We start from the raw sequence: 16,012 nt of genomic DNA on the forward strand, positions 1-16,012 counted from the left end.
GCTCAGCCGTTCATGTCGAGCGGGCTGCGCGTGGGCGAGGGCAGTTGCACCGGCTCCGGCGGGGTCCAGCCGGGCTTGCGGTGTTCCGACACCACGGTGGTATAGACGCCACCGCGCACGTTGAAGTACGAGGTCAGGCGCATGTAGCGCGGGTCGGTCGCCGCCACCAGATCGGCCAGGATGCGGTTGGTCACGGCCTCGTGGAAGGCCCCCTCGTCACGGTAGGACCACATGTAGTTCTTCAGCGACTTCAGCTCCACGCATTTCTGGTCCGCCACATACTGGATGTGCAGTTCGGCGAAGTCCGGTTGTCCGGTCGCGGGGCACAGGCAGGTGAATTCCGGTACGCGGATATAGATCGCAAAGTCGTTCTCCGGCGCCGGATTGTCGAAGGTCTCCAGGGTCTTGCTCGGCTGGCTGGGCATCGGTGTCTCTCGTTATCGAATTAAAGGTCCCGCGCCTGACTGTGCCACCGTAGGAGCCTGCTCGCAGGCGAAGCCCCTGCCCACGCCGGATTTTGGCAGGGGCTTCGCCTGCAAGCAGGCTCCTATAGGGGGAGGTTTCGGGGGCGGGTCACTCTGAGGGTGTAAGCGTGTACCATTCTAACCCCGAGTTCCCTGACCGCGGATAGCGCCGAACGTGCGACTCGCCCGAATCAAGCTGGCCGGCTTCAAGTCGTTCGTGGACCCGACCACCCTCGTCCTGCCCGGTAATCGGGTGGGCGTGGTCGGGCCGAACGGCTGTGGCAAGTCCAACACCATCGACGCCGTGCGCTGGGTGATGGGCGAGTCCTCGGCCAAGCACCTGCGCGGAGACTCCAGCGAGGACGTGATCTTCAACGGCTCCTCCAGCCGCAAGCCGGTGGGGCAGGCCTCCATCGAGCTCGTCTTCGACAACTCCGACGGCCGCCTGGGCGGCGAGTACAGCGGCTATGGCGAGATCGCCGTCAAACGCGCGCTGACCCGCGACGGCCAGTCCAAGTACTTCCTCAACGGCCAGCGTGCGCGCAAGCGCGACGTGGTGGACCTGTTCCTCGGCACGGGCCTGGGGCCGCGCAGCTACGCCATCATCGAGCAGGGCATGATCGCGCGCCTGATCGAGGCGCGGCCGGAGGAGCTGCGCGTGTACCTGGAGGAGGCGGCCGGCATCTCCAAGTACAAGGAGCGCCGGCGCGAGACCGAGAACCGCGTACGCCACACCCGCGAGAACCTCGAGCGCCTGGACGACGTGCGCGACGAGGTGGCCAAGCAGGCCGAGCGCCTGAACCGCCAGGCCGCCACCGCCGAGCGCTACCAGGCCCTGGCGGCCGAACGCCGGCAAAAGCGCGCCGAGGCCATCCTCCTGCGCCTGCAGGCGCAGGAACGCGAGATGGAGGCCAGCCGCACCCGGCTCAACGATGCCGAGACCGCGCTGGCCCAGGCGCAGGCCGAGGCCCAGAAGGCGCAGACCGGCACCGAACAGGCGCGCCAGGAGCGCCTCGAGCTGGAGGCTGCCACCACCCAGGCGCAGAGTGCCTACTACGATCGCGCCGCCGAGGTCTCGCGGTTGGAGCAGTCCATTCGCCATGCCGAGGACGAACTGGCGCGCGAACACGCCGAGCTGCGCCAGCTGGACAGCCGCATCGAGGCCGCCGCCGGCGAGCATCAGGCGGTGGAGGCGCGCATCGCTCAGGCCGAGCAGGAGCGCGCGCAGCGCCAGGCGGCTACCGCCAGCGCCGAGGCCGAGCGCGAGCGTCTGGAGGCGGCCGCGGAAGAGGCCGAGACCGAATACCAGGCCGCGCGCGAGGCCCTCACCGAATGGGAACGCTCGCTGGCGGAGCCGCGCCAGAACGCGCAGCTCGCGCGTTCGCGCATGGACAACGCCGAGCACCTGCTCAAGCGCGTCGCCCAGCGCCGCGAGCGCCTCGAGGCCGAGCGCGCGGCCCTGCCGCAGACCCACCCGGGTACCGAGGCGGACCGCCTGGATACGGAACTGGCCGGCCTGCGCGAGCGGCTGCAGGCCCTGCAGGGCGATCGGGAACAGCAGCAGAGTGCGCTGACCGAACTGGAACAGGCCCAGCGCGAGGAGCAGGACCGCCTGCACGCCACCGAACGCGAGGCGCGCGAGGTCGCCGGGCGTCTGGCGGGGCTGGAGCACTTCGCCGGCGAGGACGACCCGCAGGAGACCCGCGCCCGGCGCGACGCCTGGGCGCGCGAACACGGGCTGGATCTGTCGCGGCCGCTGGTGCGGCAGCTGGAGGTCGCCGAGGGCTGGGACACCGCCGTGGAGATGGTCCTGGGGGCCTGGCTGGAGGCCGCCGTGACCGCCACCGCCGAGGCCGCGCCGGATCTGCCCGACGCCATGCTGCGCCTGGTCGATAGCGACGTGCCGCAGGGCGCGCAGGCGCCGGCCGGCAGCCTGGCCGCGCGCGTGCAGGGCTCGCCGGTGGTCACCGCCTGGCTCGCCACGGCGCAGTGCGCGGACGATCTCGCAACCGCCCGCGCCCGGGTGGCGACGCTGGGTCCGGGCGAGAGCGTGATCACCCCGGATGGAACCTGGCTGGGGCCGGGCTGGGTCGCGCATCGCACGCTGGAGGGCGGGGCCAGCGGCGCGGTCGCGCGGGTGCGTCTGGCGCGCGAGCTGCAGGAGCGTCAGGAGGAGCTCGCGACAGATATGAACCGCCTGCAAGCCGCGCTGGAAGAGCGCAACGAGACCCTCGCGGCCACCCGCGCCCGGCGCGAGGCGCTGGACGGGCAGATCCGCGAGCAGCAGGCCCAGATCGACGACCGCGAGCGCCGCGTGCAGCGCCTGCGTGACCAGGCCCGGCAGCTCGAGCAGCAGCAGGAACGCATCGACCGCGAGGCCGGCGAGCTGGACGAGGAGGCCGCGCGTGCCCGCGAGCAGTTCGCGACCGCGGAAGCCGAGCGCAACGAGGCGCTGGCGCGCATCGAGACCCTGGAGGCCGACCGCGCGGCGCTGGAGGCACGCGTCGAGGCGGCCCGCGCCGCGCAGTCCGAGGCCCGGGATGCGCTGCGCGCGGCGCGCGACGCGGCCAACCAGGCGCGCATGTCCGAACAGGAGGCGCGCCACCGCCTGGAGCGCGAACACAACGAGCGCGAACGCCTGGAGCGCCAGCGCGAGGACGATGCCCAGCGCCGCGAGCGCCTCGCACAGGGGCTGGACGAGCGTCAGGGGCCGCTGGAGCAGTGGCGCGCGGACCTGCAGACCGCCGCGGAGCAACGCCAGGAGGCCGAGGCACGCCTGACCCGGGCGCGCGCCGACCTGGAGGCCTGCGATGCGCGGCTGCGCGAACTGGCCGGTGCCAGCACCGAGCTGGGCAATCGCGTGGAGGCGCAGCGCTCGACCTGCGAGGAGCTGCGCCTGGACCTGCGCGAGCGCTCGGTACAGATCGAGCAACTGAAGACCCAGTTCCAGGAATCCGGCTTTGCCGCCGAGGCCCTTGCGCCCGAGCTACCGGAGGACGCCACGGTCCCGGCCTGGGAGCAGGCGATCGGCGAACTGGACCGCAAGATCGAAAAGCTGGGGCCAATCAACCTCGCGGCCATCGACGAGGCACGCAGCCTGGAGGAACGCTCGCGCTACCTGGAAGAACAGCACGCCGACCTGATCGAGGCACTGGAGACCCTGGAGGCGGCGATGCACCGCATCGACCGCGAGACGCGCGCGCTGTTCAAGCAGACCTTCGACCAGGTGAATGCCGGGCTGGGGCACAAGTTCCAGCGCCTGTTCGGGGGTGGCGAGGCGCGCCTGGAGATGACCGGGGACGACTTGCTGGATACCGGCGTCACCATCATGGCGCGCCCGCCCGGCAAGCGGCTGTCCACCATCCATCTGATGTCCGGAGGTGAGAAGGCGCTCACGGCTTCGGCATTGGTGTTCGCGATTTTCGAGCTGAATCCGGCGCCATTCTGCATGCTGGACGAGGTGGACGCCCCGCTGGACGAGGCCAACGTCGGTCGGTTCTGTGATCTGCTGCGCGAGATGTCGGAGCAGATCCAGTTCATCTTCATCACGCACAACAAGGCGACCATGGCCATGGCCGAGCAGCTGATTGGCGTTACCATGCACGAGCCGGGCGTGTCGCGGCTGGTCAGCGTCGATATCGACGAGGCCGTGGAGCTGGCGGAGGCCTGAGCCAAGCCCCCCGTCATTGCGAGGCTCCAAATCTCCAGGGGATGGCACAACGGGTTCCATCGGACCCCCGGCGCCCGGAAAAACCGCGGCAAAATCACTGCAATCAAACGAGGTACTGCGTGGATTGGATGCGCATCAGTCTGGTCATACTGGGGATTGCCCTGATCGCGGGGATCTGGCTTGGCCATCGCCTGCGCACGCGCGCGGCAGCGCGCGACGAGGAGGACGATGCCGCGGACTGGGGCGATGAGGCGGTGCATATCCGCGCCAGTGAGCAGCCGGGGCAGAAGCGCTGGTTCGAGCCGGCCGAGCCCGGCAGCGTTTCCGAGCCGGAGGCGGGCTGGGGGGATCCGCTGGATACCGGCAGCGTTCGCACCGGCGGGGCGCGCGAGCCCGCATTCGAGGAGCCGCACCTCCCCGGTGCGAATCGCGAGCAGCGCCACGAGCCTCATCTGGGCGTAACCGCCAACGACGACGAACCGGACCTGGAGCCCGACTACGGACGCCGGGGCGACCGCGCCCAGGATATCTACGGGGTGCTGGACAGCGACGAGGAGCCCACGCCGCCCCCGCCGCACGGTGCCTTCGAGCCGTCGCCGGAGGACCGCCCGGTACACACCCGGCGCAAGGGCCGGGCGAGCGCGCCGGTGGAGCGTGTGCGGGCGGCGCTCGGTGGCATGGGCGCCCGCCTGCGCGCCGGCATGGAGCGTGTGCGTCCGGAACGGCTCAAGCCCGCACGCGCCGAAGACACCCTGGGCGAGCACCTGCACCCGGACCACGAGGTGGACCCGGACCTGATCGAGAAGCCGGCACCGGATATGGAGACCCTGGGCGAGTATGTCTCCGAGCCGCGCGTGGTCGGGCGCAATCCGAAGGCCGAGCGCCGCGCGACCGACGAGAAGATCCTGCTGCTGCACGTGGTGGCCCCGCGCAACAAGCCGTTCACCGGCGTGGCCCTGGGCGCGGCCATGCAGCGCGCCGGCATGACCCCCGGCGAGATGGACATCTACCACTTCCAGGAACCGGAGACGGACAACCGTGTGCCGCTGTTCTCCGCCGCCAATATGGTGCCGCCGGGCACCCTGCGCGAGGAGGACCTGGCGGACATGATGACACCCGGCGTCACGCTGTTCACCCAGGTGCATCGCAGTGCCGAGCCGCAGCGGGCCTTCGAGGCGCTGCTGGAGCATGCCCATGTGCTGGCGCGCGACCTGGGCGGCAGCATCCTGGACGCGCAGCAGTCCACCGCGACCAACCAGACCCTGGCCTACATGCGCGAGGACCTGAACGACTGGTTGCGCCGCCACCGCCCGGACGTGCTGCGCCGGCGCAGCACGCGATGAGCCCGTCGGGTACGCGGGCCGGGCAGAATTCGGCGGCTGCCGCGGCGCGCGTGGACGCGCTGCGCCGGCAGATCGAGCACCACAACTACCGCTACTACGTACTCGACGATCCCGAAGTCTCGGACGCCGAGTTCGACACGCTGATGCGCGAACTCGAGCAGCTCGAGGCGGAGCACCCCGAGCTCGTCACCCCCGACTCGCCTACCCAGCGCGTCGGGGCCGCGCCGGCCGAGGGCTTCGCCACGGTGCGGCACCGTCTGCCGATGCTGTCGCTGGCCAATGGCTTCGAGGCGGAAGAGATCCGCGACTTCGACCGCCGCGTGCGCGAACGCCTGGCGAAGCAGACCGGCGATCCGGCACGCAGCGAGGCCGCCGTAACCTATATGGCCGAGCCCAAGCTGGACGGGCTCGCCATCAGCCTGATCTACGAGAATGGGCGTCTGGTCCAGGCCGCCACCCGCGGAGACGGCGAGACCGGCGAGGACGTGACCGCCAACGTGCGCACCGTGCGTCCGATCCCGCTGCACTTGGGCGACCGCTTTACCGACGACGCCCCGCAGGTGCTGGAGGTGCGCGGCGAGGTGTTCATGCGCCGCGCCGACTTCGAGCGCCTGAACGCCGGCCTGGAGGCCGACGGCCAGCGCGGATTCATGAACCCGCGTAACGCCGCCGCCGGCAGCCTGCGCCAGCTGGACCCGCAGGTGACCGCGCGCCGGCCGCTCAGCTTTTTCGCCTACTCCGTGGGATTCGTCGAGGGCGGGACCCTGCCGGACACCCAGTCCGGCACGCTGGACTGGCTGCGGGAGCTCGGCTTCCCGGCCTGCCCGGAGCGGGAGGTGCTGGAGGGTGTGGAGGCCTGTCTCGACTACTACGAACGGCTCGCCGCCCGGCGCGCGGGGCTGGACTACGAGATTGACGGCATCGTGTACAAGGTGGATGCCCTGGCCGACCAGCAGGTGCTGGGCTTCGTCTCGCGCGCGCCGCGCTGGGCCATCGCCCACAAGTTCCCGGCGGAGGAACGCACCACCACGCTGCGCAATGTCGAGTTCCGCGTCGGCCGCACCGGCGCGCTGACGCCGGTGGCGCGCCTGGAGCCGGTGCTGGTGGGCGGCGTGATGGTCAGCAACGCCACCCTGCACAACATGGACGAGATCGCGCGCAAGGATGTGCGCATCGGCGACCGCGTGATCGTGCGCCGCGCCGGCGACGTGATCCCCGAGGTGGTCGGCCGCGCCGGCGGCGAGCGGCCAGCGGACACCCGCGCGATCGAAATGCCGGCAACCTGCCCGGAGTGCGACTCGCACATCGAACGCCCGGAGGGCGAGGCCGTGGCCCGCTGCACCGGCGGGCTGGTCTGCCCCGCACAGCGGCGCGAGGCGCTGAAGCACTTCGTCTCGCGCCGCGCGATGGACATCGAGGGCTTCGGCGAGAAGATCATCGAGCAGCTGGCCGACGGCGGCATCGTGCAAAGCCCGGCGGATCTGTTCGCGCTGGATGCCGAGCGCCTGGAGGCGCTGGAGCGGGTAGGGCCCAAACTCGCGGCCAACCTCGTCAACGCCCTGGAACAGGCGCGCGAGACGACGCTTGCGCGCTTCATCTTCGCCCTCGGCATCCGCGAGGTGGGCGAAGTCACCGCCCGCAACCTGGCCACGTACTACGGCGATCTCGACGCACTGATGCAGGGCGATGCCGAGGCTCTGCAGGAGGTCCCGGACGTCGGCCCCATCGTCGCCGAGCACATCGCCAACTTCTTCGCCGAGCCGCACAACCGCGACGTGATCCAGGCCCTGCGCGATGCCGGCGTCCACTGGCCCGATCCGCCCCGGCTACAAGCGGCAGAGTCGGGCGACGCGGCCCCGCTGGCCGGCAACACCTACGTCCTCACCGGCAGCTTCGACACCATGACCCGCGACGAAGCCAAGGCCGCCCTCGAGGCCCGCGGCGCCAAGGTCACCGGCTCCGTCTCCAAAAAGACCACCGCCGTCATCGCCGGCGCCGACCCCGGCTCCAAGGTCACCAAGGCCGAATCCCTCGACATCCCCATCCTCGGCCCCGACGACCTCGCCCAGCTCCTCGCTTGATCACCCTTGTTGGGAGCTGTTTCCGGCGCGGGCAGGGGCTTCGCCTGCAAGCAGACTCCTACAGGAATGGCACGGGCTGGGGCACGCTTCTGTAGGAGCCGCCTTGGCGGCGAAGCCCCTGCCAAAGCTCGCTCACCTCACAGCCTGATACCCTCGTGCACGAAACGAAACAAAGAGGGAGGTCCCATGCCAAGGAAGGCGCACGGGCACCGGCTGCGACTCGGCCGCTTCAGCGAGCCGGGGCGAATTTATCTAGTCACCGCGGTATGCGCCGCGCGGTGGCCATGGTTTGCGGACCTCGCCCGAGGCCGGTGCTGCGTGCATGCGTTGCGGGAGGTCGAAGACGCCGCGCAGACGCTGTGCTTTGTGGTCATGCCCGATCACCTGCACTGGCTGGTGCAACTGGACCATGGCGACCTCTCGACGGTGGTGCAGAGGGTCAAGGCGTCCACCACGCGCCGCATCGGCCGCAGGCACGGTGCGCGGTGCGCGGTGCAGGGTATGGCAAAAGGGTTTTCACGACCGCGCCTTGCGCCGGGAGGAGGAACTCCAGGCCGTCGCGCGTTACGTGGTGGCTAATCCTCTACGGGCTGGGCTGGTGAGTAATCTGGGCCAATATCCGCTGTGGGATGCGATCTGGTTGTAGCCCCGCAATCCCCGGTAGGAGTCTGCTTGCAGGCGAATGCTCCTGCCAAAGTCCGGCTCGGGCGGGGGCTTCGCCTGCAAGCAGACTCCTACGGGAATGGTACGGGTTGGGGCAGCCCCTGTAGGAGCCGCCTTGGCGGCGAAGCTCCTGCCGGAGGTAGGTTTCCCAGCGCGGGCGGGGGCTTCGCCTGCAAGCAGGCTCCCACAGTGTGTATCACGCAGTCGGGGTGCATTTTTATCAGGGGTTGCTTATGCTCCGCGGGCCGTGACGGATCGCGGCGGCCTCTGGATTGTGTGCTTGATGTAGTGTATTCGGGTGGCTTTGTGGACATCGGAGTCGGGCGGCCAATGCGTAAAGGGTGTTGCAGCACATGCTGAGTCGGAGCCTGGAAAGGCTGTTCAATCTGCCGCGCTCGCAGAAGCGCTGGCTGATGGTGCTGGCGGATGTGGTGATGCTGCCGCTGGCGCTGTGGTCCGGCTTCGCGATCCGCCTGGCCGAGCCGTTCCCGCCGATCATGCTGGACACCTGGTGGCTGTTCCCGCTGGTGGTCTTGTTGGGTATCCCGCTCTTTGTGAAGCTGGGGCTTTACCGGGCGGTGGTGCGCTTCATGGGGTCGCGCACGATCTGGTCCGTGGGATCCGGTGTGGTGATCCTGGCGCTGGTGTTGTGGGCCGCGGCAACCCTGGCGCAGGTGGAAGGCTTCCCGCGCTCGGTGCCGATCAACTTCGCGATCGTGGCCTTCCTCTACGTCGGTGGCAGCCGGTTCCTGGTGCGGACCTGGTATCGCTCCATCATCGAGGCATCGGCGGGTGCCGAACCGGTTGTCGTGTTCGGGGCTGGCGAGGCCGGTGTGCAGTTGCTGTCCGGGCTCAAGGCCGGGGGGCGCTTCCGCGTGGTCGCGTTCGTGGACGAGGACCGCAGCCTGCAGGGCAGCTCGATCGACGGGATTCCGGTCCACAAGCCGGCTCACCTCGCGCGTCTGGTCAATCGCTTCCGGGTCGGTCGGGTGCTACTGGCCATCCCGTCCGCGACGCGCCAGGAGCGCCGCCGCATCCTCGAGCAGCTGGAACCGCTGCCGGTGTACGTGCAGACCGTGCCGTCGATGGAGGCAGTGGTCTCCGGACACGCGAGCCTCGAGCAGCTGGAGGACGTCGACATCGCCGATCTGCTGGGCCGGGATCCGGTTCCGCCGGACCCGGAGCTGCTCACCCGCAGCGTGCGCGGCCGGGTGGTGATGGTGACCGGGGCGGGCGGTTCCATCGGGTCGGAGCTTTGTCGGCGCATTATCCGCCTGGAGCCGGCCGCGCTGATCCTGTTCGAGCGCAACGAGTTCGCGCTCTACAGCATCGAGCGCGAGATGCAGGAGGTTGCGGCACAGCTGGAGCAGTACCCGGCGATCCACGCCGTCCTGGGCTCTGTCGCCAATGCGCGGCGCGTGGCCGCGGTGCTGGAAGAGCACGGCGTGCAGACGCTCTATCACGCGGCGGCCTACAAGCACGTGCCGATCGTGGAGTCGAACCTGATCGAGGGCGTGCGCAACAACGTCTTTGGCACCGCCGTTCTGGCGGAAGCCGCGCTGAACGCGGGAGTGGAACGCTTCATCCTGATCTCCACCGACAAGGCCGTGCGGCCCACCAACGTGATGGGGGCCACCAAGCGTCTGGCCGAGATGGTCCTGCAGGATCGGGCCCGCGAGCGGCGCGGTACGATCTTCAGCATGGTGCGCTTCGGCAACGTGCTCGGGTCCTCCGGCTCCGTGGTGCCGCTGTTCCACCAGCAGATCCGCGATGGCGGGCCGGTCACGGTGACCCACCCGGAGATTACGCGCTACTTCATGTCCATCCCCGAGGCGGCCGAGCTGGTCATCCAGGCCGGTGCCATGGCCGAGGGTGGCGAGGTCTATGTACTGGACATGGGCGAGCCGGTCAGGATCATCGACCTCGCCCGGCGCATGATCCGCCTGCACGGGCGCCAGGTAAAGGAAGGCGGCATGCCCGAGGACGGGGTCGAGATCGTCTTCACCGGCCTGCGCCCGGGCGAGAAGCTCTACGAGGAACTGCTGATCGGCGACAATGTCGAGCCCACCGCGCATGCCCGGATCATGCGCGCCCGCGAGGACTGCGTCGCGCCACAGGACCTGCAGGCGGCCCTGACCCAGCTGGACCAGGCCGACCGCGAGATGGATACCGAGCGCGCCTGCCACACGATCCGCGCAGTGGTGCACGAATACGCCCCAGCCGACCACCCGCCGCAAGAACGGTTCGCGGGGTAAGCAGGCCGTTAGCCTTTCGTGCCTCCGATCGCATCATGGTTAACGCCGCCCCAGTATCCTCGGGCCCTGAATAATCGCGGTCGGTGGGTCAGCCCCCCGTAGGAGCCTGCTCGCAGGCGAAGCCCCTGCCAAAGCCGGACCCTGGCAGGGGCTTCGCCGCCAAGGCGGCGCCAGCGGGTTCCGGGGCAACCGCAAACGCAGACACAAAGATCCAGACAGAAAGGAAGCAAGGGATGAAAATCGCAGTCGCCGGAACCGGCTATGTCGGGCTTTCCAACGCCGTCCTGCTCGCGCAGCACCACGAGGTGGTCGCGCTGGATGTGGTGCCGGAGAAGGTCGAGCAGATCAACCGCCGGCAGTCCCCGATCATCGATGCGGAGATTCAGGATTTCCTCGAGAACCGCGAGCTGAACCTCAAGGCGACGCTGGACAAGCAGGCGGCCTACGAAGGCGCGGATTTCATCATCATCGCCACGCCTACGGACTACGACCCGCAGACCAACTACTTCAATACCAGCACCGTCGAATCCGTCATCCGCGACGTGCTGGCGATCAACCTGCACGCCACTATGGTCATCAAGTCTACCGTGCCGGTGGGCTACACGCGCGAGATCCGCGCGCAGATGGAGACCGACAACATCCTGTTCTCTCCCGAGTTCCTGCGGGAGGGCCGGGCGCTGTACGACAACCTGCACCCGTCGCGGATCATCGTGGGCGAGCAGTCCGACCGCGCCGAGACCTTCGCGGGTCTGTTGGCGGAAGGCGCGGTGGACGCGGACATCCCGATCCTCTTCACCAACTCCACCGAGGCCGAGGCGATCAAGCTGTTTGCCAACACCTACCTGGCCATGCGTGTGGCGTATTTCAACGAGCTGGACAGCTACGCCGAGACTCACGGACTGGACACCCGCCAGATCATAGACGGCGTTTGCCTGGACCCTCGTATCGGTAGCCACTACAACAACCCGTCCTTCGGCTACGGCGGCTACTGCCTGCCGAAGGACACCAAGCAGCTCCTGGCGAACTACGACGAGATCCCCAACAACATCATCGGCGCGATCGTCGACGCCAACCGCACGCGCAAGGACTTCGTGGCCGACGCGGTCATTCGGCGCAATCCGCAGGTGGTGGGCATCTATCGGCTGGTGATGAAGAGCGGCTCCGACAACTTCCGCGCTTCTGCCATCCAGGGCGTGATGAAGCGCATCAAGGCGAAGGGCATCGAGGTCGTCGTCTACGAGCCGGAACTCCCGGACGACGACTTCTATCGCTCCCGCGTCATCCGCGACCTCGACGAGTTCAAGCGCATCAGCGACGTCATCGTCGCCAACCGCATCACCGACGACATCCGCGACCAGACCGACAAGATCTATACCCGCGACCTCTTCAACAGCGACTGACCCGAACCCAGCCAACAACCTGTGGGAGCCGGCTTGCCGGCGAAGCCCCCGCCAAAGCCGTTATGCCCCATCAGCCGGCAGGCCTCGTTCTACATGGACTAGGTGGATCCAAGCCGTGATTGCACACCGGCACCTGGCATCGCGGTCGAAGCTAAACGTAGCGTCGGGAGGTCCCGCGGGTGATGCAGGCCCCCTGGGCATGGGGTTGGCCCGTCGTGCGAAGTTCGGAATCGATGTAACGGTGCGGTGGAGCGATTGAGAACAATCTTGAAAAGCCCCCTGGTTTCCGGTCCAATCGCCCCGCACCGGGGCATTCGCCATTACGCGCGCCAAATGACACAGAACACAGGAAACGACTCATGAACGACCCAGCCGGTCCTCAAGCCCGCCCGTACGACGACGAAATCAGCCTGTACGATCTTTGGGATGTGCTGATGCGTCGGTTGCCGGTGATGCTGGGCGTCGCCGTGCTCACGGTGGCTCTGGGTGTTGTGTATGCCTTGTTTCAGCCGGTGGAGTACGAGTACCGCTCGGGGGTCGATTTGCCGCGGGTCTACTCGAGTGGGCTCACCAACGTCGTCTCGCAGGAGATGGCGACGGCCCGGCTCGAGGACGTGATCATCCCGCAGCAGCGTGACGCGCTCTTTGGTGGCGAGGAGCGAGGGCCCCGCGTGCGCGTGAGTGCGCACGGCTCCGATTACAGCCTGATCCTGGAGTCGGCCAGCACGCGCGAGGCGGCGGAGCATGTGGCAAATCTCCACGACAAGATCATCACCGACCTGGCCGAATGGCTGACGCCTCGCTTCGAACAAAGCCTGGCCACCAGCCTCAGGCCCCACCGCAATCGCATCGAAGTGCTGGATGAGCAGATCGCGATCCTCCAGGAAGACCTCGATACGCTGTATGCGCGTCTGGGTGAAGGAGACGAAATCGCGGGCCTGATCGTGGCCCAGCAGATCGGCGATATCCGCCGAGAACTCTCCAGGCTGCGTTCGTCGCGCACCGATGCCGCGTCCAATGCCGAAACCATCGAGGCGATGAGTCGCGACACCGAACAAACCTTCCTGGCCGGGGAGTCGGATACCCCTGTCGGTGCGGGCCGCTCGCTAATCGTCGCGCTGTCTGTGGTGCTTGGGGGAATGCTCGGGCTCTTCGCGGCGTTTTTCTGGGAGTTCGTCAGCAACGCTCGCAGCCGCCGGCCGGAGCCGAACTGATCCGCCGGGTGCGCGGATTCGTCATCCCAGAGCTTGAAGGGTAGGCGCGCGCTCACGGTTTGCGCCCGCGCCTCGTTGCGATGTGACGCCCGGATGTGATCGAATCCGGAAATTGTTCACCCCGTGAACGCCAGGCCCAACCCAAGTGGTGACGGGCCGGGCATGCGAAAGCCCGGTCGCGTCGCGCTGTCTCGTACCGTTCCCACACGCTACCGGCTGGCAGGATGATTCATTGATTGACGAGGATCTTCATCTGGCAGTGCTCCGCTTGCTGGAGCGCGAACCGGACATGAGCCAGCGCCAGCTTGCGCGAGCGCTGGGCCTGTCGGTCGGCAAGACGCACTACGCCCTCAAGGCCGTGCTGGATCGAGGGTGGGTCAAGGCACAGAACTTCCGCCGCTCCGACAATCGCTCGGCCTATCTGTACAAACTCACCCCGAGCGGGCTTCACGAAAAGGCCCGCTTGGCCTACCGCCTGCTCCAGCGCAAGCGCGTCGAACACGAAACCCTGATGGCCGAAATCGAACAACTCCGCGCCGAGCTCCAGGACCATGAAAAGTCTCCCCTGTAGGCGCTGAGCCCTCTGAGCGATGGGGTTCTGGTGATGCCCAATCGGCCAGGGGGCTGGCCTCCTACAGAAGGCGAGACGACGACGGATGACGGGATGGAATGGATCACGCCGTGGCGGCCCGCGCGCTGGCTGCTCGTATGGCGGTGGCATGTCCCTGTAGGAGCGCAGCCCCCCTGCGCGATGGGGCGTTGGTGATGCCCAATCGGCCAGGGGGCTGGCCTCCTACAGAAGGCGAGACGACGACGGATGACGGAATGGAATGGATCACGCCGTGGCGGCCCGCGCGCTGGCTGCTCGTATGGCGGTGGCATGTCCCTGTAGGAGCGTAGCCCCCTGCGCTACGGGGCGCGGGTGATGCCCAATCGGCCAGGGGGCTGGCCTCCTACAGAAGGCGAGACGACGAAGGATGACGGAATGGAATTGATTACGCCGTATGGCGGCACGCTCTGCGAGCGTTATGTGGACGAGGCGACGGCCCGCGAATTGAATGAAGCGGCGCGGGATATGCCCTCCTGGGATCTGACGGAGCGCCAGCAGTGCGACACCGAGCTGCTGCTGAATGGGGGCTTCTCCCCGCTGACGGGCTTCATGGGCCCGGCGGACTACGACGGCGTGCTCGAGAGCATGCGCCTGGCCGATGGCACGCTGTGGCCGATGCCGATCACGCTGGACGTGACCGAAGCCTTCGCCGCGCAGGTGGAGGAGGGCAGCCGCATCGCCCTGCGCGATGCCGAGGGCATGCTCATCGCGGTGATGGACGTGGAGCATCGCTGGACGCCCGATCGCACTCGCGAGGCGGAACAGGTATTTGGCACTAGCGATACCGCGCACCCGGGCGTCAACGAGCTGCTGCATCGCACGGGCCCCGTCTATCTGGGCGGCACGCTACATGGCCTGGAGGCGCCGGTCCACCACGACTTTCGCACCTACCGCTACAGCCCGAGAGAGCTGCGCGAGTACTTCCAGAAGTTCGGCTGGAACCGCGTGGTCGCCTTCCAGACGCGCAACCCGATGCACCGCGCCCAGGTGGAGCTCACCCGCCGCGCCGTGCGCCAGACCGAGGCCAACCTGCTGATCCATCCGGTAGTGGGCGTGACCGCCCCGGGCGATGTGGATCATTACGCACGCGTACGCTGCTACGAGCACGTGCTGCGCCAGGCACCGGAGCAGACGACGCAGCTGAGCCTTCTGCCGCTGGCGATGCGCATGGCCGGCCCGCGCGAGGCCCTGTGGCACGCGATCATCCGCCGCAACTACGGTTGCACGCACCTGATCGTCGGCTGCGACCATGCAAGCCCCGATGCAGGCCCGAACGAGCGGGGCTTCTACGGCCCCTATGAGGCACAGGAGCTGATTCAGCGCCATGCCGAAGAGATCGGCATCGAGATGGTCCCGTTCCAGGCCATGACCTACGTGCAGGATCGGGCCGACTTCGTGCCGGCCGACGAGGTGCACGAGGGCGAACACACCCTCAGCCTCCCCAGCTCGGAGTTTCGCCGCCGCCTGCGCGAAGGCCTGGAGATCCCCGAGTGGTTCTCTTACCCGGAAGTGGTACAGGAGCTTCGCCGCAGCTTCCCGCCGCGCGACCGCCAGGGCTTCACCGTCTTCTTCACCGGCCTTTCCGGCTCCGGCAAGTCCACCATGGCCAACGCCCTGCGGGTCAAGCTGATGGAACTGGGCGGACGCGCCGTCACGCTGCTGGATGGCGACATCGTGCGCAAGGAGCTCTCCAGCGAGCTCGGCTTCTCCAGGGAACACCGCGACATCAACGTCCAGCGCATCGGCTATGTGGCCAGCGAGATCACCAAGAACGGTGGCTGCGCCATCTGCGCCCCCATCGCGCCATACACCGACATGCGCCGCCGCGTGCGCGAACGCATCGAGCGGGTAGGGGGCTTTATCGAGGTCCACGTCGCCACGCCGCTGGAAACCTGCGAGGCCCGCGACCGCAAGGGCCTCTACGCCAAGGCCCGCGCCGGCCTCATCAAGGAATTCACCGGCATCGACGACCCCTACCAGGAGCCGCAAAACCCCGAGCTGCGCCTCGACACCCGCGAGATGACCCCGGACGAAGCCGCCCACCGCATCCTCCTCAAACTCGAAGCCATGGGCTTCATCCGCAACCCTTAGCGCACAATCCGCCAGAGGCCTGGCCCCCCACACCCAATGCCACTCCCCCCCCTGTGGGAGCGGCCTTGGCCGCGAAGCCCCCGCCAACGCCAGAAAACCACCCAATCTTCACAACTAGCCAAGCCACGCAACCTCCACCAGCCTTCCCGGCCTTCGCGTAGCGCAGAGCCGGGATCTACTGCTCCTGTAGTGGCCCAGACGAGGGGGGGCGGATAACCGCT

Annotated in this window: 9 protein-coding genes and 1 pseudogene; 9 read left to right on the forward strand and 1 reads right to left on the reverse strand. The window is 68.1% G+C overall.

The window, feature by feature from the left end:
- Positions 1-2 precede the first annotated feature (2 nt).
- Entirely contained in the window at positions 3-425 is a 423-nt protein-coding gene (gene queF, locus D107_RS0100545; protein ID WP_018880488.1) for a preQ(1) synthase, read from the reverse strand.
- 214 nt (positions 426-639) lie between these two features.
- Here queF and smc point away from each other — a divergent pair, with 214 nt between their 5' ends.
- From smc to D107_RS0100585, 9 genes and pseudogenes are all read left to right on the forward strand, one after another.
- Positions 640-4,134: a chromosome segregation protein SMC gene (gene smc, locus D107_RS0100550; protein WP_018880489.1), complete on the forward strand. Its 3,495-nt coding sequence runs from the start codon at positions 640-642 to the stop codon at positions 4,132-4,134.
- 128 nt (positions 4,135-4,262) lie between these two features.
- Positions 4,263-5,477: a cell division protein ZipA C-terminal FtsZ-binding domain-containing protein gene (locus D107_RS0100555; protein WP_018880490.1), complete on the forward strand. Its 1,215-nt coding sequence runs from the start codon at positions 4,263-4,265 to the stop codon at positions 5,475-5,477.
- Positions 5,474-7,558 (forward strand): NAD-dependent DNA ligase LigA, encoded by a 2,085-nt coding sequence (gene ligA, locus D107_RS0100560; protein WP_018880491.1) that lies wholly within the window; start codon positions 5,474-5,476, stop codon positions 7,556-7,558. Before D107_RS0100555 ends, ligA begins: the two co-directional genes overlap by 4 nt.
- A gap of 186 nt (positions 7,559-7,744) precedes the next feature.
- A pseudogene (locus tag D107_RS13445) lies at positions 7,745-8,204 on the forward strand (transposase).
- A 370-nt stretch (positions 8,205-8,574) separates the two neighbouring features.
- The gene (locus tag D107_RS0100565; RefSeq protein ID WP_018880492.1) at positions 8,575-10,476 is read left to right on the forward strand and encodes a nucleoside-diphosphate sugar epimerase/dehydratase; all 1,902 of its coding nucleotides are present in this window, start codon (positions 8,575-8,577) and stop codon (positions 10,474-10,476) included.
- A gap of 233 nt (positions 10,477-10,709) precedes the next feature.
- The gene (locus tag D107_RS0100570; RefSeq protein WP_018880493.1) at positions 10,710-11,876 is read left to right on the forward strand and encodes a nucleotide sugar dehydrogenase; all 1,167 of its coding nucleotides are present in this window, start codon (positions 10,710-10,712) and stop codon (positions 11,874-11,876) included.
- A 359-nt stretch (positions 11,877-12,235) separates the two neighbouring features.
- Positions 12,236-13,090: a Wzz/FepE/Etk N-terminal domain-containing protein gene (locus D107_RS0100575; RefSeq protein ID WP_018880494.1), complete on the forward strand. Its 855-nt coding sequence runs from the start codon at positions 12,236-12,238 to the stop codon at positions 13,088-13,090.
- A 232-nt stretch (positions 13,091-13,322) separates the two neighbouring features.
- Positions 13,323-13,661, forward strand: a complete 339-nt coding sequence (locus D107_RS0100580) for a MarR family EPS-associated transcriptional regulator (protein WP_018866789.1) — start codon at positions 13,323-13,325, stop codon at positions 13,659-13,661.
- Between the two features lie 414 nt (positions 13,662-14,075).
- A complete protein-coding gene (locus D107_RS0100585; RefSeq protein ID WP_018880495.1) occupies positions 14,076-15,791 on the forward strand; it encodes a bifunctional sulfate adenylyltransferase/adenylylsulfate kinase in 1,716 nt (571 codons plus the stop codon).
- Positions 15,792-16,012 lie beyond the last annotated feature (221 nt).

The sequence above is a fragment of the Thioalkalivibrio sp. ALE30 genome (assembly GCF_000377465.1).
Classification (GTDB): Bacteria; Pseudomonadota; Gammaproteobacteria; order Ectothiorhodospirales; family Ectothiorhodospiraceae; genus Thioalkalivibrio.